Source organism: Ruegeria sp. YTSC106, assembly GCF_059609765.1.
Map to the genome: position 1 here is coordinate 172,184 of NZ_JBXWMI010000008.1, position 25,136 is coordinate 197,319.

21 protein-coding genes are annotated in these 25,136 nt (G+C 57.9%); 7 read left to right on the plus strand and 14 right to left on the minus strand.

Annotation, left to right across the window (positions count from 1 at the left end; genetic code table 11):
• Window positions 1–1,368: a DUF3179 domain-containing protein gene (locus tag AC2FEB_RS13240; RefSeq protein WP_496675664.1), complete on the minus strand. Its 1,368-nt coding sequence runs from the start codon at window positions 1,366–1,368 to the stop codon at window positions 1–3.
• A gap of 327 nt (window positions 1,369–1,695) precedes the next feature.
• On the opposite strand from AC2FEB_RS13240, the gene AC2FEB_RS13245 reads away from it, so the two are divergent.
• Window positions 1,696–3,048 (plus strand): TAXI family TRAP transporter solute-binding subunit, encoded by a 1,353-nt coding sequence (locus AC2FEB_RS13245; RefSeq protein WP_162896734.1) that lies wholly within the window; start codon window positions 1,696–1,698, stop codon window positions 3,046–3,048.
• On the opposite strand, the gene AC2FEB_RS13250 is transcribed toward AC2FEB_RS13245, so the two are convergent.
• From AC2FEB_RS13250 to cobS, 4 genes are all read right to left on the minus strand, one after another.
• Window positions 2,993–3,334, minus strand: a complete 342-nt coding sequence (locus tag AC2FEB_RS13250; protein ID WP_117868347.1) for a DUF427 domain-containing protein — start codon at window positions 3,332–3,334, stop codon at window positions 2,993–2,995. The genes AC2FEB_RS13245 and AC2FEB_RS13250 overlap by 56 nt on opposite strands.
• Window positions 3,335–3,397: 63 nt before the next feature.
• On the minus strand, window positions 3,398–5,188 hold the full coding sequence (locus AC2FEB_RS13255) for an aminopeptidase P family protein (RefSeq protein WP_117868348.1): 1,791 nt from the start codon (window positions 5,186–5,188) through the stop codon (window positions 3,398–3,400).
• Window positions 5,189–5,338: 150 nt separating this feature from the next.
• Window positions 5,339–7,216 carry a cobaltochelatase subunit CobT gene (gene cobT / locus AC2FEB_RS13260; protein WP_117868349.1) on the minus strand — a complete coding sequence of 626 codons (1,878 nt, stop codon included), beginning with the start codon at window positions 7,214–7,216 and terminating at the stop codon, window positions 5,339–5,341.
• Window positions 7,217–7,337: 121 nt separating this feature from the next.
• Window positions 7,338–8,324, minus strand: a complete 987-nt coding sequence (gene cobS, locus AC2FEB_RS13265; RefSeq protein WP_117868350.1) for a cobaltochelatase subunit CobS — start codon at window positions 8,322–8,324, stop codon at window positions 7,338–7,340.
• 328 nt (window positions 8,325–8,652) lie between these two features.
• On the opposite strand from cobS, the gene AC2FEB_RS13270 reads away from it, so the two are divergent.
• Window positions 8,653–9,573 (plus strand): Hint domain-containing protein, encoded by a 921-nt coding sequence (locus AC2FEB_RS13270; protein ID WP_117868351.1) that lies wholly within the window; start codon window positions 8,653–8,655, stop codon window positions 9,571–9,573.
• A gap of 145 nt (window positions 9,574–9,718) precedes the next feature.
• Here AC2FEB_RS13270 and AC2FEB_RS13275 read toward each other — a convergent pair whose 3' ends face one another.
• Window positions 9,719–10,273: an NYN domain-containing protein gene (locus AC2FEB_RS13275; protein WP_254683774.1), complete on the minus strand. Its 555-nt coding sequence runs from the start codon at window positions 10,271–10,273 to the stop codon at window positions 9,719–9,721.
• 166 nt (window positions 10,274–10,439) lie between these two features.
• A complete protein-coding gene (locus AC2FEB_RS13280; protein ID WP_117868352.1) occupies window positions 10,440–11,063 on the minus strand; it encodes a J domain-containing protein in 624 nt (207 codons plus the stop codon).
• 107 nt (window positions 11,064–11,170) lie between these two features.
• Between AC2FEB_RS13280 and AC2FEB_RS13285 the strand changes: the two genes are divergently transcribed.
• A complete protein-coding gene (locus AC2FEB_RS13285) occupies window positions 11,171–11,425 on the plus strand; it encodes a BolA family protein (RefSeq protein ID WP_117868353.1) in 255 nt (84 codons plus the stop codon).
• 13 nt (window positions 11,426–11,438) lie between these two features.
• Here AC2FEB_RS13285 and AC2FEB_RS13290 read toward each other — a convergent pair whose 3' ends face one another.
• The 7 genes from AC2FEB_RS13290 to pepN all read right to left on the minus strand — a co-directional run bounded on the left by AC2FEB_RS13290 (window position 11,439) and on the right by pepN (window position 20,575).
• A complete protein-coding gene (locus AC2FEB_RS13290) occupies window positions 11,439–12,515 on the minus strand; it encodes a PLP-dependent cysteine synthase family protein (protein WP_496884100.1) in 1,077 nt (358 codons plus the stop codon).
• A gap of 196 nt (window positions 12,516–12,711) precedes the next feature.
• The gene (locus tag AC2FEB_RS13295) at window positions 12,712–13,131 is read right to left on the minus strand and encodes a DUF4177 domain-containing protein (RefSeq protein WP_117868355.1); all 420 of its coding nucleotides are present in this window, start codon (window positions 13,129–13,131) and stop codon (window positions 12,712–12,714) included.
• An 80-nt stretch (window positions 13,132–13,211) separates the two neighbouring features.
• Window positions 13,212–14,468 carry a peptidase T gene (gene pepT / locus AC2FEB_RS13300; protein WP_117868356.1) on the minus strand — a complete coding sequence of 419 codons (1,257 nt, stop codon included), beginning with the start codon at window positions 14,466–14,468 and terminating at the stop codon, window positions 13,212–13,214.
• 147 nt (window positions 14,469–14,615) lie between these two features.
• A complete protein-coding gene (gatB, locus tag AC2FEB_RS13305; RefSeq protein WP_117868357.1) occupies window positions 14,616–16,127 on the minus strand; it encodes an Asp-tRNA(Asn)/Glu-tRNA(Gln) amidotransferase subunit GatB in 1,512 nt (503 codons plus the stop codon).
• Window positions 16,128–16,208: 81 nt separating this feature from the next.
• The gene (locus tag AC2FEB_RS13310) at window positions 16,209–17,468 is read right to left on the minus strand and encodes a hypothetical protein (protein WP_496884101.1); all 1,260 of its coding nucleotides are present in this window, start codon (window positions 17,466–17,468) and stop codon (window positions 16,209–16,211) included.
• 129 nt (window positions 17,469–17,597) lie between these two features.
• Entirely contained in the window at window positions 17,598–18,026 is a 429-nt protein-coding gene (locus tag AC2FEB_RS13315; protein ID WP_117868358.1) for a hypothetical protein, read from the minus strand.
• A complete protein-coding gene (gene pepN / locus AC2FEB_RS13320; protein ID WP_496675679.1) occupies window positions 18,023–20,575 on the minus strand; it encodes an aminopeptidase N in 2,553 nt (850 codons plus the stop codon). The genes AC2FEB_RS13315 and pepN overlap by 4 nt, the downstream gene beginning before the upstream one ends.
• Before the next feature lie 207 nt (window positions 20,576–20,782).
• Here pepN and AC2FEB_RS13325 point away from each other — a divergent pair, with 207 nt between their 5' ends.
• From AC2FEB_RS13325 to AC2FEB_RS13340, 4 genes are all read left to right on the plus strand, one after another.
• The gene (locus AC2FEB_RS13325) at window positions 20,783–22,918 is read left to right on the plus strand and encodes a malate synthase G (protein ID WP_117868360.1); all 2,136 of its coding nucleotides are present in this window, start codon (window positions 20,783–20,785) and stop codon (window positions 22,916–22,918) included.
• 71 nt (window positions 22,919–22,989) lie between these two features.
• Window positions 22,990–23,415: a GlcG/HbpS family heme-binding protein gene (locus AC2FEB_RS13330; RefSeq protein WP_117868361.1), complete on the plus strand. Its 426-nt coding sequence runs from the start codon at window positions 22,990–22,992 to the stop codon at window positions 23,413–23,415.
• 219 nt (window positions 23,416–23,634) lie between these two features.
• Entirely contained in the window at window positions 23,635–24,414 is a 780-nt protein-coding gene (locus AC2FEB_RS13335) for a gamma-glutamyl-gamma-aminobutyrate hydrolase family protein (RefSeq protein ID WP_117868362.1), read from the plus strand.
• 532 nt (window positions 24,415–24,946) lie between these two features.
• On the plus strand, window positions 24,947–25,136 hold a 190-nt coding region (locus AC2FEB_RS13340; RefSeq protein ID WP_496884102.1), incomplete at its 3' end, for a hypothetical protein.

Consider the following 25,136-nt stretch of genomic DNA (forward strand, 5'->3'; position numbering starts at 1 on the left):
TCACTCACCATACACGCTGGCTGCGTCACCCAGATAATTGTCCCACGCAAACCAGTACGAAATATGCCCGGCGACCCGAGGCAAACGCGCGCCCTCAGGCCCGATCAAAGCCTCTTCCGTGACGGTCCAACCGTTCCCTGCGCTATCCTGCAACCCGCTTTGCGTTGCCCGGAACTCATGAAATTTTCGTTCATAAGCACGCACACTACGCTCTTTGGGATCGCCAATCAGAACCAAAGGTGTCTGGCCGATCGCATCGTTGATCACCGGTTTGCCCTTGAACGCATCCAGAGGCCAGGCGCGGGCGGCGCCAAACTGGCGCACGGCAAAGATGTAATCCTTCTGCCGATGCCGGGACCGATCCACAACAGCCGGGAACATCAGCTCGCTCGAGGCGAAATAGTCGCGATAAACAACGCCCGATCCGTAGTTGCGCCGATGCCCGGTGTTCAGCGACAGAACACGGGTTTTGGGATGCGAGGTCTTCCAGCTGGCCCATGTCGTGATCACCACCGGGCGCTGTTTCAACGTGATGCCGCTGTTCACCAAAGGCCCCACAACAGGCTTGCCGGTATACTGGTTCCACAGCGAATGCGTTTCGCGGTCAAACATCAGCTTGTTCGATCGATAGAGGAAACCTGACGACCCGAAAACGAACGGCTTTCGCCGCCCCGCCACTTGGGTTTCGAACAGGATGCCCGACCCGCAGAGCGTGCAATAGGCCAGCGCCACGGGCACGCCTCCGATCACCTCGTTGAACATCTCGTGCCATCCCATGATCCGCAGAGGATAGGCGCGCTCATCGCCGTTGATGGCGACGCCAAACACCAGATCATCACCCTTCAGATACCCCGCATTAGAAGCAGAGATTAGGGTGGGATTGTCCAGGGACGGAATACCATCCTTGGACACGCCGCCCCAGGCGATCTCTTCCAGGCGGATCTTCATCCTGTCACGTTGCAGATACTCAGACCGCAGAAACAGATCGAAATTCGGGTCGATCCCCAACAGAACCTCGCGCTTGAACGGGATCAGTGAAGGATGAGGGACAATTTGTGGGTTTCGTTCCTGCCACAGCATCCACTCGAACCAGTCATTGCCATAGCGCTGCCCGGTCACAGCCTGCATCACCTCGACGATCTCGTCCCGCCGCCTGTCGGCATAGCGTATCGCGGTCAGCAACCCGGCCACAACATCCGGCTGGCCGCGATCTTTCAGGTACGCCATCTGTGCTTCAAACGCGGTCCGACGCCCGTTCAGCGTGCTGCGCAATGCCTCCAGAACCGGATCCTGCTGCGCCCAAAGCGCTCCGGGTGCAATTGCTCCAGCCCCGATCATCCCGGCTAAACCGCGTCTTGAAATCTGCATGGAAGCCTCCGGTGGATATCCGGAAGAAGTGTGCCGCAAATGCCGCTCACGTGCATGCCACAGCTGCGTGAGGTGGGCTTCGAAGCAAGATTTCTTGCGAAGCTGAAATAAGAACCGGCTGGATGAACAATGAGTCGTTTCCGGAAATACTCCGGCCGGCTTAGCTTTTCCGCGACCAAGGTTGCGCCATTTTTGCAAGCCAAACACCAGCCGGACTTTTCGCCCAACGCGTCATTCGCTGCTGTGCTGGATTGATTTTCGTTGACGCGAAGATTGCGAACAGGCGAGGTTTAAGGGTCAATTCGGATCATCTGAATGCGAGAATTCATGCGCCTACTCATCTTTGTTCTTCTTCCAATTCTGTTTGTCGGGATGATTGCGTTTCTGATTCTTGGATTGAAACCACCCAGCAGCATACGGCTAGCGACCGGGGTGAGCGGCGGGGGGTATTGGCAGATCGGCCAGCTTTACAAGGCAGAGCTGGCGCGAGACGGCATTCACATTGATTTGGTTGAAACCGCAGGTTCTGTAGAGAACATAAAGAAGCTTGTTTCCGGTGAAGTCGATGTAGCGATTGTTCAAGGTGGTCTGAATCTTCCTCGGGAAAGTGGATTGCAATCGTTGGGGGCCATTTTTCTTGAACCAATGGTGGTGTTTCGAGGAAAGCTCAGCCCAATTGGTGGCAATGCGGGGGAATGGGAGGGCATCCGACTTGCCGCTGGGGCAGAAGGGTCCGGAAGCCGTGCGGCTGCCATCGCCCTGATAGAAGCGGCGGGGCATAGGGATACCGGCATTACGCTTGTGGATGCAGGAGGACCTGATGCTATCGATGCGCTCTATTCCGGCAAAGCCGATGCTGCGTTGTTTGTTGCACCACTGGATGCGCCATATCTCATGGATGCGATTTTTGACCCTAACATAGAATTCGTCCCCATGGCGTTGGTCGACGCGCTTGCATTGAAACTCCGGGGGGCAAGTTCGGTTACCGTGCCCGCTGGGTCAATCACTCTCGACCCTCCAAGACCGCCCGAGGACGTAAAGATCTTAGCTTTGAGGGCATCAATGATTGCCGGGCCTGATCTGCACCCGGCAGTCGCAGATCGGTTGGTTACCGCAGCGAAGATCATTCATGGTCAGCCCGGCATATTGCAGAGTTCAAGGGAATACCCGAAAACGGAGTCTCCGCCCGCTCCACTAAACGAAGTTGCTGAAGAGCTGATAAACACCGGGCCAAATTTTCTACATGCCGTTTTGCCCTATTGGATTGCTGCTCAGTTTGGCCGGGTTCTTTTATTGCTGTTGCCTTTACTTTTTCTCGCTCCGCTTTTGCGGCTCGTTCCATCCGGGTATGTGTGGTTCCAGAAACGCCGTGTCTGGCGTTTCTATCAGAAAATCGCAGCGCTGGAGGAAGAATTGGGGCAGGCTCGGACGCTGGGCGACGTAGACGCAGTGGCGGACAGCATTGAGGAACTGGATACCAGCGTTGCTAACCTCAACCTACCGCTTGCCTACCGTCAGGTCGCGTATGACGCGCGATTGCATATCGATTTGATTCGACAAGAGATTGCGCGCCGCAGAGCTGCCAATGGGTCACCGGCGGTCGACAGGATGTCAAATGAGGGCTTTAAATCTGCTCCACCTTCACCGACTCGACGGGATAAAATGCCAGATGGTCCTTGATCTCGGCCACTGCCTGGGCCGGGTTTTCATAGCTCCAGACCGCATTGGCGGTCACGGATGACTTGTTGACGATGGAAAAATGCGTCGCGTCGCCCTTGCCAGAGCAGTGCGTTACCTTGTCGGTCCGGTCCAGAAATGCCATCGCAATATCACCGCGCGGGAAATAGATCACCGGATCCTTGTCGTCTTCATGCAGTTCCAGCGCGTTGTTCGTTTCGCCCAGAATCGCACCGCCCGAGCGGACACACCATTTGCCCGGCGCTTTCCGGATCGTGATCTCAGCCATTCCATTTCCTTCCGTCGTCGTATTTGGGCCTCTCCTCTGCCCGTTCTGTGTAACAGACCGGTGTCAGATTGGGGCAGTTGCGGCATCCAACCACAGTTGCGCGTCTTGTCCCAGCCTTGGGCGGACTTTTTCCGCAACGTCGCGGTGATAGGCATTCAGCCAGTCGCGTTCGTCCGCCGCCAACATTTCGACCATGATCAGCCTGCGGTCAATCGGCACAAAGGTCAGAGTACGCCAGTTCAGCATTGCGCGTTCGGCGTCGCTGGAGGGCAGGGCAGGCGCCTCTTCGACCACCACAAGGTTCTCGATTCGAATGCCAAAGGCATCCTCGCGGTAATATCCGGGTTCGTTTGACAGGATCATGCCGGGTTGCAGCGGTACATGGCTGACTTTCGACAAGCGCTGCGGCCCTTCGTGCACGCTCAGATAGGCTCCGACCCCATGCCCGACCCCATGATTGAAATCCTGCCCCGCCGACCACAGCGGCGCGCGGGCCACGCATTCGATATCCCGCCCTGCAAGGCCCGCAGGCCAGCGCAGCATCGACATGCCAATCATGCCCTTCAGAACACGGGTAAAGCAGGTTTTCTCCTCTGTTCCGACGTCACCAATGGCAATGGTTCGGGTGATGTCGGTGGTGCCGTCCAGATATTGCCCGCCACTGTCCAGCACCAGAATATGACCGTTTTCCAACTGGCTGTCGGTCTCTTCGGTCACACGATAATGCATGATCGCGCCGTTCGGACCCGTGCCTGCAATGGTATCGAACGAGATGTCCTGAAGCGCATTGTCCTTACGCCGGTTTTCTTCCAGCCGGGTGACAACCTGTGTTTCGGTCACGCTGCCCGGGGCCTTTTCGTCCAGCCAGCGCAACGTTTCGATGACCGCCACTGCATCGCGCAAATGCGCCTCGGCGCTGCCCGCGATTTCAGGTGCATTCTTGCAGGCTTTGGGCAGGGCACAGGGGTCGCCGCCATCCGTCATCGCATCGCCTAACGCATCCGCCACGATCTGAGGCACCGAAGCGTTATCCACTTGCACCGGCCCGGCCAGAGCCGCAACCGCATTCAGAAAATCTTCCGGCGCGCGCAAGGTCACCAGTGTGTCCAGATGATCCCTTACCCCGGCCAGTTTCGCGGCCGCCATGAACAGATCGACCTGACCTCCTGCATGCAGTATGGCAAAACCGTGGGCCACCGGATTGTAGGCAATATCCGACCCACGGATATTCAACAGCCACATGATCGAATCCGGCAAGGTGATCACCGCTGCCGTGTGTCCGGCCCGCCGTAGGTCGCCGGCCAGACGGGCGATCTTGCTGTCCGCACCTTCCCCGGCAAACTCAATCGGATGCGCCTTGACCGGGTTCATCGGTGGGGCCGGCTGATCTGCCCAGACCCGGTCCACAAGGTTCTCGCATCTCACCAGATCGATGCCCGATCCTTCCAGATCGCTTACTGTGCCTGAAATTTGCCCCGCCGCATGCAACCACGGATCAAAGCCGATCCTTCCCCCGTTTGGCAACCGCTCTTTCAGCCAGGCGCTCAGGCTCACCTCTGGCCAGGGGACCGGAGTGAAATCCTCTGCAACCTGTGCCTTGACCTGGGTGCGATACCGCCCGTCGACAAAAACTCCGGCCACGTCGCGCAGGGCGGCGCAGAACCCGGCCGAGCCCGTGAACCCGGTCAGCCAGGCCAGACGCTCATCGTGTGCCGCGACATATTCGCCCTGATGCGCATCCGCACGGGGGATCAGAAATCCGTCCAGCCCTTCTTGCACCATCTGTTCGCGCAAGGCGGCCAGCCGCGGGGGCCCCTGTTCAGGGCGGGCGGTCACTTTGAAGGATTGGAACATGGGCGGCCTCATTCACAGCTTTTGGGCGTGACCCTGAGGCGCATTTCAAAAAAAGTCCAGACGGGATCACCCCGCTTGAAAAGGCCGATGTTCAGCAAAGCCAAACACCCCATCATTGGGAAAATACCCCCGCTGGACGCAAAGTCAGATTCAGCTGACCTTTCTCATCCCCATTACCCGCGCCCGCGCCCGCGGGTCACTGTCGAAAAGGGCTGCCAGTTGTTCGGTCATTGCACCGGCCAGTTGTTCAACATCGGTAATCGTAACGGCCCGGTCGTAATACCGGGTCACGTCGTGGCCGATCCCGATAGCCAATAATTCGACCATCTTGCGCTTCTCAACCATAGCGATCACGTCGCGCAGGTGTTTTTCCAGAGAGTTGGCCGGGTTCACGCTCAGCGTAGAGTCATCGACTGGTGCGCCGTCTGAGATCACCATCAGGATCTTGCGTTGCTCGCGCCGTGCAAGCATCCGCCGGTGCGCCCATTCCAGCGCCTCGCCGTCGATGTTTTCCTTCAGCAGGCCTTCTTTCATCATCAGCCCCAGATTGGGCCGCGCGCGACGCCAGGGGGCATCGGCCCCTTTATAGATGATGTGACGCAGATCGTTCAGACGCCCGGGTTGTTGCGGGCGGCCATCATTCAGCCACGCCTCACGTGCCTGACCGCCTTTCCACGCCCGCGTGGTAAAGCCCAGAATCTCGACCTTCACATTGCACCGCTCCAGCGTCCGCGCCAGTACATCGGCACAGATGGCGGCGATCGAAATCGGCCGTCCCCGCATAGACCCCGAATTATCCAGCAAAAGCGTGACAACCGTGTCGCGGAACTCTGTGTCTTTTTCGACCTTGAAGCTCAGCGGTGTGGTTGGGTTCGCCACAACGCGTGCCAATCGGCCCGCGTCCAGAATACCTTCCTCGCGGTCGAATTCCCAGCTGCGGTTCTGCTGCGCTTGCAGGCGGCGTTGCAGTTTGTTGGCCAGACGCGATACCGCCCCCTTCAACGGTTCCAACTGCTGATCCAGATAGGCCCGCAGGCGTTCCAGCTCGGCAGGTTCCGCCAGGTCTTCAGCGGCGATCTCTTCGTCATGGGTGTCCAGATAGACCTTGTAATCCGGGTCTGCCTCGGATGCAGGCGGCGGGGCAGGTGGCTCCAGCGGCGCTTCGCCATCCGGCATCTCAGCCTCGTCGCCCATCTCGTCCTCGGCCATTTCATCCATCGAGACCTGGGCCTGAGACTGATCCTGCTGCTCCTCCTGAGTTTGCTCAGGGGTCGCATCCGCGTCCTGATCGTCCTGATCGTCCTGGCCGGTACTGTCGGGATCGGGCTGGTCCTCGGCGTCTTCCTCGGCCTGGTCTTCCTGCTCGTCGTCCAGCTCATCTGGGTCATCCCCAAGCTGGTCGCCATATCCCAGATCCTTGATCACCTGACGGGCGAATTTGGCGAATTCCGCCTGATCCGAGAGGATTTCGTCCAGATTTTCCAGCGTTCCACCAGCTTGCTCTTCGATGAACCCACGCCACAGGTTCATGATATTTTCAGCGGCAGGGGGTAGATCACGACCGGTGGCCAGATGCCGGATCAGGTACCCTGCCGCAACCGACAGAGGAGCATCGGCGGGTTGTTTGCACTGATCATACCCCCGCCGGATCGCTTCGTGCCCGATCTTCACATCAATGTTGCTGGCGGTGCCCGGCATATCCCGCGCGCCCATCGCTTCGCAGCGGGCGGTCTCCATCGCCTCGTACAGATCCCGCGCCATATCGCCCGGGGGCGCATAGCGCGCATGGGTCGCGTCGTCATGATACTTGCGCTGCAACGCCAAGGCATCCGCCGTGCCGCGCGCCAACAGCACTTCTTCACGCGTCATCCGGCGCGAGACCTGTGGCAGCCGCATCGACTCGCCCGACATGCCCGAAGGGTCGACGGTATAAGTCACCGACAGCTCGGGATCATCGGCCATGACCTTGGTGGCTTCGGCCAGGGCCTTCTTGAACGGATCAGCAGGGTTGTCGTTCTTCTGTGCCATGTCCTTAAGACCTCATCAAAATGACCTGCCCGGCGTTGAAAACTGTAACGGATCCGACTTCATCTGGCCCAAAATATCCCCGCCGGAGGCATTGCGCCCGGAACGGGCGCAATTTGGGTGCTTACCCCAAGCTTGCACTCGCGGCACTCTCAGGCAACTCCTCATCGAAGCAGCGCTGATAGAACTCGGCCACGGTCTGACGCTCCAACTCATCGCACTTGTTTAGGAAGGACAGGCGGAACGCATAGCCCACATTGCGGAAGATCTCGGCGTTTTGGGCCCAGTTGATGACGGTCCGCGGGCTCATGACGGTGGACAGATCGCCATTCATGAAGGCGGTTCGGGTCAGGTCGGCGACGGTGACCATCTGGCTGACGGTCTTGCGGCCCTCTGCGGTGTTGTAATGCGGCGCCTTCGACAGAACGATCATCGTCTCTGCATCATGGCTCAGGTAGTTCAGGGTCGACACCAGCGACCAGCGGTCCATCTGCGCCTGGTTGATCTGCTGCGTGCCGTGATACAGACCCGTCGTGTCGCCCAGACCGACCGTGTTGGCAGTGGCAAACAGGCGGAAATTCGGGTTCGGCGTGATGATCTCGTTCTGGTCCAGCAGGGTCAGCTTGCCGTCATGCTCCAGCACGCGCTGAATCACGAACATCACGTCGGCGCGGCCCGCATCATATTCGTCGAACACGATGGCGACCGGGTTGCGCAGCGCCCAGGGCAGGATGCCTTCGTGGAACTCAGTCACCTGCATGCCGTCGCGCAGTTTGATCGCATCCTTGCCGATCAGGTCGATCCGGCTGATATGGCTGTCCAGATTCACACGTACGGCAGGCCAGTTCAGACGGGCGGCCACCTGTTCAATGTGGGTCGATTTGCCGGTGCCGTGATACCCTTGGATCATGACACGACGGTTATGGGAAAAGCCCGCCAGAATCGCCAGCGTGGTTTCCGGATCGAACTTGTAGGTATGGTCGATGGCCGGCACTCGGTCGCTGCGCTCGGCAAAACCTTTGACCGCCATGTCGCTGTCAATGCCGAACACGTCACGGACCGAGATATCCTCGGTAGGTTTTGCGTTGATATCGATCGATCCGTCAGCCATGCGCCTTGTCCTTATCCTTTGCCCCGCCTTGCCGGGTTTGAACCCGTGTGTGGTGCAACATATTGCGGGCAAGGGCAAGGGAAAGAGGCGCGTGTGCGAACTTAGGCGGGTGTTTCTTTGAAACTGGCCTTATTGACACCGGGCTACCTTACGCTCCGATATTCGCGGCTCGCTACGCAGATCTCAGATGGTGCAATTTCCAACGTGAGGCGTAGGTCATCCAATTTCTGAATTGCTCAAATTGCAATTTGAGAATTCATCGAGTTAAACTATTTCATTGTCTGCGCATAAGTAGCTTTCGGCTTGGTGTTAAACGGTAGAGGTTCGAATGTCGCTAACAATTCAGGGTCCCTCTTCGATTGCCATCCCAAGTGGATCGTCTTCCGTTATGCAGCAATACACGGCCACCAAAGCAGGCGCTTCGTGGAATGTGATTGTTTCAGGGACAGGAGGACTGGCCCCAAGTGATTATTCCGTTTCGATTTCACCGAACGGCGTTTTGACTGTCGATCTGACCTCTGGTGTTGTTATTCCTCCAAACACGCAACTGACCGTCGAGGTATTCGCGTCGACAGGTCCCGGTAACGGTAACAATGACTCTCTCATCGTGACCGTCGCTCTTCCGGCCGGAACAGTACCGTGTTTCGTGAAGGGTACGCTGATCGAAACTGAAAAGGGCTATCGCGCTGTTGAGGAACTATCAGTTGGGGATAAAGTGCGTGCTTCCAGTGGGGAAATTCTTCCAGTTAAGTGGATCGGAAAAAGGACTCTGAAGGCGGAAGATTTGAAACGTAACCCGCAATTGAGGCCCGTTTGCATCGAAAAAGGAGCGATAGGAAAAAACTTGCCTAGCCGTGATTTGTACGTTTCCCCGCAACACAGAATTGTTCTGGAAGGGTGGCGCGCAGAATTGTTGTTTGGAGAGGCAAAAATCTTCACCGCAGCAGTTCATCTGATCAACGACAAAACCATTCATCGGGTTCGATCCAATGAGTGCGTCACTTACTACCATATTGCCTGCAGTCGCCACGCCATACTGATGTCGAACGGATTGCCAACCGAAAGCTTGTTTCTGGGTGATATGGCGCTGAAGTCTTTTCGCCGTGAGGACGTTGAAGAACTGCTCGCACTGTTCCCCGAATTGCGTGACGGCACTGCAGAGTCGCAACAGACTCGCTTAAGTTGTTTGAAGCGCCGGGAAGCAATCGCATTGCGAAGCTCATACCCGGACAAAAATCCGAATAGTTGAAATTCGAACTGACTCTGGTCTGATCCTTTGTCTCAGCAAGTTCCTTCAAATGTGTTTTCTCGGATCGATTGCCATGGGCTACTTCAGGACGCAGCGCCATTTTCATGGCCTTGCGCGTTTCTGCCTTGCATCGACCGTCGCTTGCCTACAGCGAAAACCAAAGCTGGTCTTTGCGAAAGCCGCCTTTCACGAGGCGATCCGCGTTCAACACATCCGGAAACTCGTCTACCCAATCCCGAAACCTGTCATTTGTGACGATGCGTGCCTTGCTGTCCCGCGCCGCCTGCAAAATCAGCGGGTCCGCTGGCGTGCCTTTGGGGGCGACCATGACCTGCTTGGCGCGCAAGCCCAGGGCGCGGCTCAGCGTCCGGTCGTTCATATAGTGACCTTCGACCTTGTACCCGACATTCGCATCGAACATGACGCCCGGTTTGAACCCGGCTTGCTTCAAAGTCTCAAGGACCTTCTTCAACGTGCCCAGATCCGGGGTGCCTTCTTTCCAGTGCATGACGTTCGACCCGTCCACGATGATCCATGTATTGGCCCTGCGCCACCTGAACCAGGCCCTTACGAAAAGGATTGCGCTGGCCATCACGCAAATCAACGCCAAAAGGAACAGCCAATCGGCATCAGTCGGAATGAAACTGGCAGCGATGAGCCCGCATAGCGAGACGAGCAACAGGAAAATGGTCGTGCGCAATGTAGCTGATCCCTGAAAATACCTGCCCGAATCCTCCACCACTTTCACGGGGATTGAAACAGATTTCCGCACCGAAATAGCGCAGTTGTTTCAGGTTGTGTCATCCGCGGCACCCAACCATTCAGGTTGAGCGTGCCGCGGAGTAAAGCAGGGAAAGCTGTGACCGTTACTTGAAGTTCCGGCTGTCCTTGATCTGATCCCAGGCCCAGACGACCTCTTGCAATTGTTCTTCCTGCGAGCGGTCGCCACCGTTCATGTCCGGGTGCAGCACTTTGATCAGTTTCTTGTATGCCTTGCGGACTTCAGCCTTGGTCCAGCCGTCATTTGCCTCGAGAATCTCGATCGCACGGCGTTCGGTCGGCGGCAGGCGGCGTCCGCCACCCGTGTTGCGGCCCTTGTTCTGCGTGCTGTTGGCGCCGAGCACCTGATGCGGATCCTCGATCCCCAAACGGGCCCAAGCGCGCGCTTCGGGGTCGCCCATCGGCTTGGTCTCGCGCTCCCACACTTTGTCTTTTGATCGCTGCGCGTTCAATTCGGCCTCGGTGGTGCCGTCAAAGAAGTTCCATTTTTGGTTATACTCCCGCACGTGCTGTTGACAGAACCAAAAGAAATCATCCAGGACATCAGGTGCCTTCGGCGCGCGGAACTTACCCGGCTCTTCACATCCCTCGTGATCACAAACCCGGACAGAGGTTTCGGACGCACCTGACATGCCTCGACGACCCCGCGGGTTCTTCTTCTTGGCGCTGGAAACGGACATATCGAATCCGAAGGGGTCTGATTTCGCCATGCTCTAATCCTCAAGAACGCGTCTTTTCGACTCGGAGGCAGCAGTTTAATCTAAGCAGCCGAAAGTAGAAGAGGGGTGCGGCAATATTTTTGCCGCTGAGCGAAAAAATGAGTGTGACAGACGAAATCCGAACCCGCCTGCAAGCCGCCTTTGATCCGCGCGAGCTTGAAGTGATCGACGACAGCGAAAGCCACAGGGGCCATGCGGGCTATCAGGAAGGCGGCGAAAGTCACTTCAACGTCCGCATCCGTGCCAGCGCATTTGAAGGTAAATCCCGCGTCGCCCGCCACCGTGCCGTACACAAGGCGCTCGGCGACATCGTGCCGCGCATCCACGCGCTGGCTCTGGATATTGGTGACTGATGATCTTTGCGTGTCAGTCCGCCTTCATCTGTGCGGACGGCGTCGATGCCGAGATGGAATATTCTTCCTCCGTCATGCCCTCTTCGATTCCCTCGAATAGCGGGGTCGACAAGTAACGCTCGCCGGTGTCCGGCAGCATGACCAGCATAACGGACCCTTCCGGCGCGGATTCCGCCAACTTCATGGCCACCGCAAAGGTTGACCCGCCTGAAACCCCTGTGAAAATCCCTTCCTCCGAGGCAAGCCGGCGAGACCATTCTATCCCTTCTGGCCCGGGAATGGGGATCAGCTCATCATAGTAGGAATTGTCGATGGCTTCCTGCAGGACCCACGGGATGAAATCCGGTGTCCAGCCTTGAATCGGATGGGGTTCGAAACTTGGATGGCTTTCGGTCGGCTGGTGATCATCGTTTCGGGTGTTGACGTAACCCGATGACACGATGGCTGCGTTGGCCGGTTCGGTCAGTATGATTTTTGTTTCGGGACGCTCTTTCCGCAATATACGTGAAACACCCGAAACGGTGCCGCCGGTCCCATAGCCCGTCACCCAATAATCCAGTCGTTGCCCTTCGAAATCGGCAAGAATTTCCCGCGCCGTCGTGTTTTCGTGAATATCGGCATTGGCAGAAGTTTCAAACTGGCTGGCAAGGAACCATCCGTTTTCCTCGGCCAGTTCCTTGGCTTTGGTATACATGCCGAACCCTTTTTGCGCCTTTGGCGTCAGAACAACCTTCGCGCCCAGGAACCGCATCAGCTTTCGCCGCTCGACCGAGAAGCTCTCGGCCATCGTCACGACCAGAGGGTATCCCTTGGCCGCGCATACCATGGCCAGCCCGATCCCGGTGTTGCCAGAGGTCGCTTCGACAACGGTTTGTCCGGGTTTCAGCCGCCCGTCCCGTTCTGCTGCCTCGATGATATTCAACGCCAGCCTGTCCTTGACCGAGCCTGCCGGGTTGAAGGCCTCGAACTTTACATAGACGGTCACATGCTCTGGCGCGATCCGGTTGACCCGAATGCACGGCGTGTCACCGACCGTGTCGAGAATGCTGTCATACAGGCGTGCCCGCCCTTGTGTCTGCCGAATAGCCATTTCGATGTCCCTCCAGAATATCCGGCTAACATGCCACAGATTCCCTGAGGGTATAGCCCTTATTGCTTGCCAATATGGTTATGAAGACACGGGCCGTACCCGGATCGACTTGACGAACGTCAGGGCAAAAACGGACGTTCTGCACAAGGCCACAGGCCGATTGCATTCGGTCCGGCGGCCGTACCAGTCACCAAGACTATGTTTTCGACGTGCCGCTTGCATCAGGTGCGTCATCAGTCCGCTTCAACGACAAAGGAGGCTCGTCCGCCTCTGCTGCAATTGGTTTCGGTGCCTGCACCTCGTCGGGGCCCGGGATCGGCTGGGCCAGTGGGGTGTCATCCATCTCAGGTGCTGCACCGACCCACGAGGCATCGACTTCTTCTTCCACCACGCGGCGAAACACCAGCACATTGCGCCAGTTCGTGGTCGATCCGGTCAGACCCGAGCGTTCCTCGCTGGGCAGCAGCTCGGCCCGCTGGTATTCCCAGCCATCCTGACCCATCTGATTCAGCAGTTGCTCGACCGAGACGGCAAAGCGGCCCTCAGCCGTTTTCACGCCTTTGGCTTTGACACCTTTTTGCGGGGCGGGGATGACCTTGTATTCGTAGCGCTTCATCTACTGTTCCTAAATGCGTTTCCGCGCCAACTTAACACGCTGCCCCCCGGGTGAAAGGGCCGTTGCCCATCTGGCGGAATTCAGCTCGGTCCATTCGCTTCAGCCTGTGTTGCCTTGGTCACAACCGACAGGCACAGTTCCGTCGCCAGCGCCATGTCCTGCACTGAAATCCACTCCAACGGGCCGTGGACGCATTGCATCCCGGTGAAGATGTTGGGGCAGGGGGTGCCGAATTCGGTCAGGCGCGATCCGTCCGTGCCGCCCCTGATCGGTATGGAAAGCGGTTCAATCCCCAACTCGCGACACGCATCCCGCGCCAGCTCGACCGGGGTCATGTTGTTTTCCAGCCAATAACGCATGTTGCGGTACTGGTGGCTGATGTCGCAGGTGATGGATGCGCGCGATTCCGTGGCCTGCACGGCGGCGCAGACCTGACGCACGATGTCCCGTTGCACCTCCAGCCCGTCCATCTCGAAATCACGCAGGATCAGCTTGATCTCCATCTCGGATGATCCGCCGTTCATGTCCGTGACATGGATGAAGCCTTCGCGCCCGTCTGTGGTTTCGGGCGTCATGGTGGCCTGAGGCAATGTCTGCACGATCTTCGCCGCCAGATGCGTGGCATTCACCATCTTTTCCTTGGCCAGCCCGGGATGGATCGAAACGCCCTCGATCCTGATCACGGCGCGGTCGGCCGAGAAACTTTCGTACTCGATCTCACCCGCTTGCTGCCCGTCCAGCGTATAGGCAAAATCCACTCCCAGATCCTTGGGCAATTGCTCCGTGACACCCCGGCCGATCTCTTCATCCGGAGTAAACGCGATGCGGATCGGGCCATGTGGGATGTCCTGATTTTCGATCAAGTGCCGTGCCATGGTCATCAGAATCGACACACCGGCCTTGTCATCCGCACCCAGCAGAGTCGTGCCCGATGCGGTGATCAGGTCATGGCCGATCTTTTCGGCCAGATAGGGGTTTTCGTCCGGGGAAAGAACCAGTTCCGGGTTGTCGGGGAAGGTGATATCGCCACCGTTATACCCCTTGATCACCCGCGGCTTGACGCCGGTCGCGTTAAACTGAGGAGCCGTATCGACATGAGCCAAAAAACCCACGGTCGGACCCGGTGCTGTTCCGGGAATGGTCGCGACAACCACACTGTCGCCTGTCATCTTCACATCCTGCGCGCCGATCCCGGTCAGTTCATCGCGCAACAGGTTCAGCATGTTGAACTGGATCTCAGTGCTCGGTGTCGATGGGGATGTCTCGTCACTTTGACTGTCGATGGCGGCATAACGCACCAGCCGGTCTTCAAGTTCCTGATCAAATCTGTCTTGCATAATGGCGCACCTCTCTGGAACGGAAGAAAGAGCGCAAACAGGGGGAAGTCAAGCCGAAGGCTTGACCTCAAAACACAAGAAATCGCGATGTTTTCCATTGCACAAACCCGCCAAAGATTGCTGGCAGGCTTGTACAAAATGAAAGGTTTACGACCCCAGCTTCTTGCTGACCAGTTCGTTGACGGCTTTCGGGTTGGCCTTGCCGCCGGTCGCTTTCATGACCTGGCCCACGAACCAGCCCGCAAGCTTCGGGTTCACCTTGGCCTTCTCGACCTGTGCCGGGTTGGCGGCGATAATCTCGTCCAAAGTGGCTTCGATGGCACCGGTGTCGGTCACCTGTTTCATGCCACGATCTTCAACGATCTGCGCCGGATCACCGCCTTCTGTGTAAACGATTTCGAACAGATCCTTGGCAATCTTGCCCGAGATCGCATCCGACGAGATCAGGTCGATAATCCCCCCCAATTGTGCTGGTGACACGGGTGAATCGGTGATGTCGTGGTCTTCTTTCTTCAGCCGACCGAACAGTTCGTTGATGACCCAGTTCGCAGCCAGTTTGCCATTGCGGCCCTTTGCGACCTCTTCAAAATAGGCGGCGGATTCCACCTCGGCGGTCAGAACCGAAGCATCGTAATCGGTCAGGCCATATTCGCTGATGAAGCGCGCCTTTTTGTCGTCGGGCAATTCCGGCAGTTTGGCGGCGATATCATCAACCCAAGTCTGTTCGATCTCCAGCGGCAGCAAGTCAGGGTCGGGGAAGTAACGGTAATCATGCGCTTCTTCCTTTGACCGCATGGAACGGGTTTCGCCCTTGTCCGGGTCATACAGACGCGTTTCCTGCTCGACGGTGCCTCCTCCTTCGACGATGGCGATCTGTCGGCGGGCTTCGACCTCGATCGCCTGCTGGATAAAGCGCATCGAATTCATGTTCTTGATCTCGCAACGTGTGCCGAGATGCGAAAAGTCCTGTGTTTCCTGATACTTCTCATACGCACCGGGCAAACAGATCGAGACGTTCACGTCGGCGCGCAGGTTGCCGTTTTGCATGTTCCCGTCGCAGGTGCCCAGATACCGCATGATCTGGCGCAGCTTGGCGATATAGGCAGCGGCTTCTTCGGGGCCGCGAATATCGGGACGCGAAACGATCTCCATCAGGCAAACGCCCGTCCGGTTCAGGTCGACGAAAGACATATGCGGGTCCATGTCGTGTATCGATTTGCCCGCATCCTGTTCCATGTGGATACGCTCGATCCGCACCATTCGTGCGGTGCCGTCCCCCATCTCGACCAGCACTTCGCCTTCACCCACAATCGGATGATAAAGCTGGGAGATCTGATATCCTTGCGGCAGGTCGGGGTAGAAGTAGTTCTTGCGGTCAAAGGCTGATTTCAGGTTGATATTCGCCTTCAGGCCCAGCCCGGTGCGCACCGCCTGTTCCACGCAGTATTCGTTGATCACCGGCAGCATCCCCGGCATCGCCGCGTCCACAAAGGCCACGTTTGAATTCGGTTCGGCCCCGAATTGGGTGGATGCACCCGAAAACAGTTTGGCATTGGATGAGACCTGAGCATGCACCTCCATCCCGATTACCAGTTCCCAATCGTGCTTGGCCCCGGCAATGGTTTTGGGTTTGGGCATTTCGTATGTCAGATCGAGCATGGCGCGCCTCATTTCCGCAGAAGTCTAAGCCTGCGTATTAGGCCCGGCAGGGCCAAGGGGCAAGGGGGAATCCTGTCGTGTTCAGTTCTGGGAAAACTGCAGACCCGATGGTGTAAATGTCACATCCATACCGCTGCGCAGTTCTTCCCGAAACAGATCCGAGATCGCGCGCAAGGCATCGCGCTGACCGCGCGCAGCAAATCGTTCGGGTGAGTTGATGCGGACAGAGTTGTTGAACCCGTTGGCCGCGTGCGCCCAGATCAAGGGGTGCAATTCTGTCAGATGATCTCGGATTAGCCAATTTGCCGTGTCGCGCATCTGAGACCGGACAAGGTCAGCCTGATCGTTCAGACCCTGGCCGTTCTGGACGGTGATCGCACAGTAAGATGATAGCATGTTAATCATCTGCTGATCGGGCCGCAGGCGCACGATATCGCGCAGACCTTCAAGAAAATACTCTATATCAACGCGGGCACAGGCCTCGTCGTCCAGTGCGAGGGCGTCAAACTGAACCCATGTGTATCCGCCCGCGCCCCAGATATCCTGTGTTCTGGCGGCCGTGCGCAAGGCTTGCAGCTCCAGCTCTTCGTAACTGCCGAACCAGCGGGGCAGAAGGTGGCTGCCCATGGCTCGCATGTGGCGCTGATTGTGTGGATCCAGAGTGATCAGGCGTTCATATTCGTCAGACACCCGCGCGTTGGATTTGCGTTGACCAGCCAGTAATGCACACCGGGCCGCTGCAATCAGGGGGCTGTCGGGGGCGTTTTTCCTGCACTTAGGCAGGATCGCTGCGGCGCGGTCAAAATGAGCGGCGCAGCGTGACCGGTGCAAGGGTGGCAGCGTCGTGTCCGAGGCCGTGCCGCGCCAAGCCCATGCCAGATCGATATGGGCAAGGGCTACGACGGTGGCGATCATTGGATCATCGGGGTTGTCCGCCATCTCGCCTTCAAGTTCCGAGATGCCGCCCAACAGGTCGTAATCCGAGATGGCGTTGCCATCCGAAAGCGCATGTTCAGCAGCCAGGACCACGTCAGATCTGGCGCCGAACGCCAACAGATCGGCAACCGGCATACCATCTGAAACAGCGGCGCGATCCTGATCAGCCACGCGCATCTTTTCCGACAATTCCGTCCAGCGGTCCTGCCGGGTCAGGTAACGGCCATGTTCGATTGTGGAATGTCCGATCAGATCGTCGCTGCCGGTTTTTGCGACAGGAATATTGAGCTGGCCCTGCTCGGGCAAGGCTGCCGCCAGCGCGGATTTTGTCGCGCACAGGTCTGCTGAAGTATTTGTAGGACTGGCTGTGGATGGGGCGAACAGTGCCCTTAGCGACCGAAACATGGCGAAACTCAAAACTGAAAAAACTGATAACTGACACCGAAGTCTGGCGGGATATCGGGTTCAAATCAAGTATATTGCCGAATAGTTTTCCTTTTTAGTGTCCAATTCACCCTTCAAAGGTCCAGTGTTTCAGAAAACGGTGAAATGATGCCGTTCTACGCGAATTCCGGCTTGGTTTAGAAGGGTTTCCAAATCCCGATGCGCCGGACGCGACTCATCCGGCAGACGGATTCGTTTACCGGAATGCAGAACAATCGACACACGAACGGAGAAATCCCAACGGGTGTCAAAGCGGAAATGGTCGATGTCGCGCAATGCGATCTCTCCCTGTCGATTTCCCGTGAACCAGCTTATTGCATCCTGATCCACGTGCATGCCCGCGCCGGTGTTCTGAACCAAGTCCCAAAGTGCGGGCAAGGTGGCCAACGAAAGCAGCCCGGCGATCCACCAGGCCGTGTCAAACAGGACAACCAATGCCAGCAACGCCACGTAAACACTGGCCAGGATGGCCAGCGTTTTTAAGTTCCGGTTGCTACGGGCGAAGCTGTAAGGCGTCATGCGCCGAGGATGCGGGACACCATTTCGGTTGTGTCCCGCGACAGGTTCGGTGTTTCCGCAATGCGGGAAAGCTGCGCACGCATCAGGGCCTGACGATCTTCATCATACCGTTTCCAGGTCTGGAACGCAGAGCACATTCGAGCAGTGGTCTGTGGGTTCACCGGGTCCAGACGGATCAGCCAATCTGCCAGCAGGGCATACCCGGCACCATCCGGCTGGTGGAACCCTGCGTGGTTCATCGCCAGGGCGCCCATGACGGCGCGGAACCTGTTCGGGTTTTTCCAGTTGAAATCTGAATTCCTGGTCAGAGTCGCGGCTGTTGTGGCTGCCGCCTCTGGTGCCGCCATTGCGATCTGCAAGCCAAACCACTTGTCCATCACCAGTCGGTCGTGCCGCCACTGGTCGTGGAAGGCAGCCAACTGAGCCTCACCTTTGCGGGCGCGAAGAAGGCAAGACAATGCAGTCAGTTGCAATGTCATGTTGTCTGCCTTGTCATACGCCTCAGCCGCCATCGCCCCGCCGTCCAGACGAGAGGTCAGTGCCAGCGCGGCGCTGCCAAGTGCCCGTTTGCCGGACTGTTCGGCGTCTGGGCTGTAGGGACCGTCCACCAAAGCCTCACTATCCAGGCGGGGCAGCAAATCCTGTACGTTCTGGGCAGTTGCCTGTCGCAGCGTTTCCACCGCGGCCCAGATCGCCATAGGGTCGGGCGTTTGACCGCGGTCATGCAGGGCTGCTGCCAATTCCGACTGTGTCGGCAATCCCAGCATCAACGCACGATAGGCCGGGTCAAGTTCGTCATTGCGCAGCACGGCCAACACTCCGTCAAGGTAATCGGTATCCGGTGCCGCATCCTCCAGGATCATCCGCATCAGGGTGTCCTGTGCCAGATCTCGTCCAGCCTGCCATCGGTTGAACGGGTCCGTGTCATGCGCCAGAAGAAACGCGCGCTCCGCGTTCGATTGGTCATGCTCCAGGATAACAGGTGCCGAGAAATCGCGCAGGATCGAGGGCGTGGGTTTCGCCGTTAGGCCGGTGAACTCAAAGCTCTGTTCGGCCTGTGCAAGTTCCAGCACTTCGGTCGCGTGAACCTCATCGCCGTTGGGTCCAAGCAAGCCAATTGCGACGGGGATGACCTGCGGCAGTTTCTCATCCTGTCCCGGCGTGGGGTCGGTTCGCTGTTTCAGCGTGAGAGTATACGTGCCGTCGGCCCAGTCTTCCTCGACCCTGACGCGCGGAGTGCCCGACTGGCTGTACCAACGTTTGAATTGTGTCAGATCACGCCCGGTGGTGTCTTCGAAAACCTTCAGCCAATCCTCGATCGTGCAGGCCTGACCGTCATGGCGTTCAAAATAGAGGTCTAGCGCCTTGGCATAGGCCGCATCCCCGACCAACCGTTTCAGCATGCCGATGACCTCGGCACCCTTCTCATAGACGGTAGCGGTGTAGAAGTTGTTGATCTCCTGAAAGCTTTCTGGGCGCACAGGATGCGACAACGGACCGTTGTCCTCGGGGAACTGCCGGGCACGCAGGTCTATGGCATCGTGGATGCGTTTCACCGGGGCCGAGCGCATGTCGGAGGTAAATTGCGCATCCCGGAATACTGTCAGACCTTCCTTGAGGCACAGCTGGAACCAGTCGCGGCAGGTGATGCGGTTGCCGGTCCAGTTGTGGAAATACTCATGCGCGATGATCGCCTCGATTCGTTCGAAATTGGCGTCGGTCGAAGTTTCGGGACTGGCGAGAACGGCGGACGAGTTGAAGATGTTCAGCCCCTTGTTCTCCATCGCGCCCATGTTGAAGTCATCGACGGCGACGATGTTGAACACGTCCAGATCGTATTCGCGGCCATAGACGTCTTCGTCCCATTTCATCGATCTTTTCAGAGCCTCCATGCCAAAGGCGCACTTGCCCTCGTCACCCGGGCGAACCCAGAGGTTCAGCTCAACGTTTCGGCCCGAATTGGTGGTGAACTGACCGGGATGTGCGATCAGGTCACCGGCGACCAGCGCGAACAGATAGGCAGGTTTGGGCCATGGATCGACCCATTCGGCCCAGCCTTCATCCTTGCCCGACGGGTTGCCGTTCGACAGCAAAACCGGCAAGTCACCATTAATGCGCACGGTGAACGTGGACATCACGTCCGGCCGGTCAGGATAAAAAGTTATCTTCCGGAAACCTTCCGCCTCACACTGTGTGCAGTACATCCCGTTCGACATGTACAGACCCTCCAGCGCGGTGTTGTTGCCGGGGTCGATTTCCACCTCGGATTCCCACAGGAACGGCGCGTCGGGGACATCCGCGGTTAGTCCTTTGTCGGTCACGTCTGGCTCGACGTCGGCACCGTCAATGGCGGCGTGGATCAAGTTCAGTTCTTCCCCGTGCAGAAAGAATGTGCGGTCAGTGGCGTCGGGATTGGGCCGGAACGCAATGCGCGAGGTGACGCGCGTGGCGTGCGCGGCCAGATCAAAGGTCAGGTGCACGCTGTCCACCAGGTAGCCAAACGGTGTGTAGTCTTTCAGGTAGATCGTGGTGGGGGCAGCGTCGCGCATCTTGGGCCTCGTATCTGTTCGGGACTTGCGCGACGTTAGGGGCTTCGTTCGGGCGCTGCAACCGGCCCCCGCCATTGCCTTGTGGTTTTTGAAACAGCTTCAAGCTGAAGCGAATGCCCCAAATGACGGGATGAAAGTTGCCTATCGGAAACTTTCCGCCTAAGTCACGATGCATACAACGGCGCACAATCGCAGGAGAGCAGGAAAATGACGGACAGACAGACCCTGAGCGGACTGCAAATCGATCCGGTTTTGGCTGAGTTCATCGAGACGCAGGCGCTGCCGGGCACGGGCGTCTCTTCGCAGAAGTTCTGGGCTGGCATGGCGCGGATGGTGAGCGAACTGGGACCGAAAAACCGTGAGTTGCTGGCCAAACGGGCCGAGATCCAAAGCCGCATCGATGGGTGGCATATGTCCCGAAAGGGGCAGAACACCAATGCCGCTGAATATGCGGCTTTCCTGAAAGAGATCGGGTATCTGGTTGAAGAAGGCGACGAGTTCCAGATTGAAACGGCCAATGTCGACCCCGAGATCGCCCTGACCCCAGGTCCGCAACTGGTTGTGCCGATTACCAACGCACGCTTTGCCCTGAACGCGGCCAACGCGCGCTGGGGCAGCCTGTATGATGCGCTTTACGGAACGGATGCAATGGGTGATCTGCCGGCAAGCGGTGGCTACGATGCGGCGCGCGGCGCGCGGGTGGTCGCATGGGCCAAGGCGTTTCTGGATGATGCTGTGCCTCTGGCGTCGGGATCATGGGCGGATGTCACCGAATTGGGTATCACCGACGTTGCGTTGACCCCTGCGCTGCGCGATCCTGCTCAATTTGCCGGGTTTGGCGGCGCGGCGGACAAGCCCGACTTTGTGCTTCTGAAAAACAAAGGTCTGCACATCCAGATCATGATCGACCCCACAAGCAACATAGGCGCGACCGATCCCGCAGGCATTGCAGATGTCCGGTTGGAATCCGCGCTTTCCACTATCATGGATTGTGAAGACTCGGTCGCCTGCGTCGATGCTGCCGACAAGGTTGTGGCCTATGGCAACTGGCTGGGCCTCATGAATGGCGACCTGACCGAAGAGGTCACCAAGGGCGGCACCACGTTCACTCGGAAGCTGGCAGAGGACCTGAGCTTTACCACTCCGTCGGGTGATCAGGCCAGGCTGAAAGGCCGGTCCTTGATGCTTGTGCGCAACGTTGGTCACCTGATGACCAACCCGGCCGTGCTTGACGCAGAAGGGCGCGAGATCGGCGAAGGTTTGATGGATGCACTGTGTACCACCCTGATCGCCATGCACGACCTGAAGCAAGACGGGGGCAATTCTGTCGAAGGTTCTGTCTATGTGGTGAAGCCCAAGATGCACGGGCCCGAGGAAGTCGCGCTCTCGGTCGAGATATTCGACATGGTCGAAGACATTCTGGGCCTGCCGCGCAATACCGTGAAACTGGGCATCATGGATGAGGAACGCCGCACCTCGGTCAACCTCAAAGAGTGCATTCGCGCTGCAAAATCACGGGTTGCCTTTATCAACACGGGTTTTCTGGACCGGACCGGCGATGAAATACATACCTCGATGGAGGCGGGTCCGATGCTGCCCAAGGGCGACATCAAGAATACGCCATGGATTGCGGCCTACGAAGATCGCAATGTCGATATTGGTCTGGCCTGTGGTTTGAAGGGCAGGGCGCAGATCGGCAAGGGTATGTGGGCCATGCCGGATCGCATGGGCGATATGCTTGAGGCCAAGATCGGCCACCCGATGGCCGGAGCGACATGTGCCTGGGTGCCGTCGCCCACGGCCGCGATCCTGCATGCAACGCATTACCACAAGGTCGATGTGCTGGCCCGTCAGGACGAGCTGGCGGCAGGGGGTGCGCGTGGCACGTTGAAGGATCTCTTGACCATCCCTTTGCTGGCTGGACGCAACCTGAGTGACGAAGAAATCACGCGTGAACTTGAAAACAATGCGCAGGGTATTCTGGGCTATGTCGTGCGTTGGGTCGATCAGGGCGTGGGCTGTTCCAAGGTCCCTGACATCAACGATGTCGGCCTGATGGAAGACCGCGCGACCTGCCGGATTTCGTCGCAGGCGCTGGCCAACTGGCTGCATCACAGCATCGTGGATGAAGCCCAGGTAATGGCTGCTCTGCAGAAGATGGCCGCCGTTGTGGATCGCCAGAACGAAAACGATCCGGGTTACACCCCGATGGCTCCGGGATTTGACGGCATCGCCTTTCAGGCGGCATGCGATCTGGTGTTCAAGGGTCGGGTTCAGCCCTCGGGCTATACCGAGCCGGTCCTGCATGCGCGCCGGCTGGAGTTGAAAGCCAGCCAAAGATAATCCCAATCAAGGCTCTCAGGCGGGTCGTTTGAGGGCTTTTTCGAACTCCAATCCGACAAGAGGACCATCAGATGTCAATTTCCCTACGCAAAGCCCGCACCATTATCCGCAAAACTCTGGAAAAGGGCCACGAGATGGAGTTGAAGCCGCTCTCTGTTGTAGTGCTGGATGCCGGTGGGCACGTTATTGCGTTTGAGCGCGAGGATGGTGCTGCACCGGGCCGTTTCGGGATTGCGCAGGGCAAGGCCTATGGGTCGGTCATGCTGGGAATGGCGGGCACCGCGCAGATGCAGCGCGCCGAAGCACAGGCCTATTTCATGGCCTCTGTGAATGGCGTCTATGGTGGTCAGGTCGTGCCGGTTCCGGGCGGAGTTCTGCTGCGTGATCGCAAGGGGGCCGTGATCGGCGCCGTGGGGGTTACCGGCGACACATCTGACAATGATGCGCTGGCCGCAATGGTGGGAATTGAGGCAGCTGGCCTGATCGGCGAGATTTAACAAGAGCGTTGTATTTATGCGTCTTTCCAGTTGAAGTGTGGATATATTCCTTCTTTTTGCTTATTTTCGGGAAATAATTCCGATTAATCAGGAAAGATCAGGACATACAGTGCGTGTTCGAACACGTCCCTGCGCTTTCATGCAGGGCGTGTATTCTTGCACGTTAAAACTGCTGCCGCTAGCTTCCTTGACAGTCATAACAACAGCAGGGAAAGCGGAATGTCTCGGCCTGTCGTCGGTATCATCGGCAACTCGTATCTCATGAACGACCAATACCCCACACATGCTGGGGGAACGATGAACTCGGATGCCGTGGCCAACGTGTCAGGATGTCTGCCGCTGCTGATACCGGCAGATCCGCGTTACGTGTCGGTCGATGAGTTGCTGGAGGTCTGCGACGGCTTTCTGCTGACTGGCGGTCGCCCGAACGTGCATCCGGAAGAATACGGTGAACCTGCAACCGATGCACACGGCGAATTCGACCGGGCACGAGACGCCATAACTCTGCCGCTGGTTCGCGCTTGCGTTGAAAGGGGTACGCCGTTTTTGGGCATCTGCCGGGGGTTTCAGGAAGTCAACGTTGCCATGGGCGGAACGCTTTATCCCGAGATACGCGATCTGCCGGGGCGGATGAACCACCGGATGCCGCCCGATGGAACCCTGGAGGAAAAGTTTGCTCTGCGTCATGTTGTGACACTGGAAAACGGAGGCGTTTTTCACAAACTGTTCGGCGCAGCCGAGGTCATGACCAACACCTTGCACGGTCAGGGCATCAAAACGATTGGGCAGCGCGTGGTCATTGATGGCCATGCACCGGACGGGACGCCCGAGGCGATTTACATCAAGGATGCGCCCGGCTTTACCTTGTCGGTTCAATGGCACCCGGAATGGGACGCGATCAATGATCCGGTCTCGCGCCCCCTGTTCGAAGCCTTCGGCGATGCGGTTAGAAACTGGAATTGTAGCAATCGTTCTGCAAGGCTAAGGCAATCTGCTTGACCGGCGCCTGCGGGCTGCCCTCGATTCCCCGTCTCTGAATCGCAACATTCGAATATTTGTTTATGAGACGAACCCAATACCCTTGTTTATCCGCCAGCAGGTCTGAATGCTTGCCCCCAATGCCACGAAACGGTGCGAGATTGAGATATGCAAAGGTCAACCCAAAGGCGACTGCGTTCAGTTAGGTTTCTGGCAGCGACATTTTTCGCAACTTCCAGTTTCGCAGCTGAAGTGATGGCGCAGCAGTGCGGTTCTTTAGGTGAGTTGCTTTACATCGGACGCACGCGTGATTCAGCATCCTCCGTTTGGTTGTCTGCGACTGAGCAAGGCGGTTTTCGTTTGGAAGCCGCGCAAGGCAACACAACGGTGGACACTTGGAACAAGTCTCGCAGAGGCGTTCATCTAAGCTTTTCACCCTTTGTCTCAAACGGAAATGGTGGAGTGCACCGATTGTTCGAAATCGGTGGAGCACCAAATGGCAAGGATTGCCTGATCGATACGCAAAACCAACAGAGAAACTGGAGCTTGCCCGGTGGAGGTGGCGGCGGAGGCGGCTCCGGTGGCGGTTCAGGTGGCTCTGGCGGCGGCTTTGGCGGTGGAGGCGGTTCAGGTGGCTCTGGCGGCGGCTTTGGCGGTGGAGGCGGCTCAGGTGGCTCTGGCGGCGGCTTTGGCGGTGGAGGCGGCTCAGGTGGCTCTGGCGGCGGCTTTGGCGGTGGAGGCGG

What these genes read in the sequence shown, in the direction of transcription:
- AC2FEB_RS13335 (WP_117868362.1), top strand. Translation starts at nt 23,635, where the DNA reads ATGTCTCGGCCTGTCGTCGGTATCATCGGCAACTCGTATCTCATGAAC.
- AC2FEB_RS13270 (WP_117868351.1), top strand. Translation starts at nt 8,653, where the DNA reads ATGTCGCTAACAATTCAGGGTCCCTCTTCGATTGCCATCCCAAGTGGA.
- AC2FEB_RS13290 (WP_496884100.1), bottom strand. Translation starts at nt 12,515, where the DNA reads ATGGCTATTCGGCAGACACAAGGGCGGGCACGCCTGTATGACAGCATT.
- gatB (WP_117868357.1), bottom strand. Translation starts at nt 16,127, where the DNA reads ATGCTCGATCTGACATACGAAATGCCCAAACCCAAAACCATTGCCGGG.
- pepN (WP_496675679.1), bottom strand. Translation starts at nt 20,575, where the DNA reads ATGCGCGACGCTGCCCCCACCACGATCTACCTGAAAGACTACACACCG.
- AC2FEB_RS13310 (WP_496884101.1), bottom strand. Translation starts at nt 17,468, where the DNA reads ATGTTTCGGTCGCTAAGGGCACTGTTCGCCCCATCCACAGCCAGTCCT.
- AC2FEB_RS13295 (WP_117868355.1), bottom strand. Translation starts at nt 13,131, where the DNA reads ATGAAGCGCTACGAATACAAGGTCATCCCCGCCCCGCAAAAAGGTGTC.
- cobS (WP_117868350.1), bottom strand. Translation starts at nt 8,324, where the DNA reads ATGGCTGACGGATCGATCGATATCAACGCAAAACCTACCGAGGATATC.
- AC2FEB_RS13325 (WP_117868360.1), top strand. Translation starts at nt 20,783, where the DNA reads ATGACGGACAGACAGACCCTGAGCGGACTGCAAATCGATCCGGTTTTG.
- AC2FEB_RS13255 (WP_117868348.1), bottom strand. Translation starts at nt 5,188, where the DNA reads ATGTTCCAATCCTTCAAAGTGACCGCCCGCCCTGAACAGGGGCCCCCG.
- AC2FEB_RS13285 (WP_117868353.1), top strand. Translation starts at nt 11,171, where the DNA reads ATGAGTGTGACAGACGAAATCCGAACCCGCCTGCAAGCCGCCTTTGAT.
- pepT (WP_117868356.1), bottom strand. Translation starts at nt 14,468, where the DNA reads ATGCAAGACAGATTTGATCAGGAACTTGAAGACCGGCTGGTGCGTTAT.
- AC2FEB_RS13240 (WP_496675664.1), bottom strand. Translation starts at nt 1,368, where the DNA reads ATGCAGATTTCAAGACGCGGTTTAGCCGGGATGATCGGGGCTGGAGCA.
- AC2FEB_RS13280 (WP_117868352.1), bottom strand. Translation starts at nt 11,063, where the DNA reads ATGGCGAAATCAGACCCCTTCGGATTCGATATGTCCGTTTCCAGCGCC.
- cobT (WP_117868349.1), bottom strand. Translation starts at nt 7,216, where the DNA reads ATGGCACAGAAGAACGACAACCCTGCTGATCCGTTCAAGAAGGCCCTG.
- AC2FEB_RS13250 (WP_117868347.1), bottom strand. Translation starts at nt 3,334, where the DNA reads ATGGCTGAGATCACGATCCGGAAAGCGCCGGGCAAATGGTGTGTCCGC.
- AC2FEB_RS13315 (WP_117868358.1), bottom strand. Translation starts at nt 18,026, where the DNA reads ATGACGCCTTACAGCTTCGCCCGTAGCAACCGGAACTTAAAAACGCTG.
- AC2FEB_RS13330 (WP_117868361.1), top strand. Translation starts at nt 22,990, where the DNA reads ATGTCAATTTCCCTACGCAAAGCCCGCACCATTATCCGCAAAACTCTG.
- AC2FEB_RS13245 (WP_162896734.1), top strand. Translation starts at nt 1,696, where the DNA reads ATGCGCCTACTCATCTTTGTTCTTCTTCCAATTCTGTTTGTCGGGATG.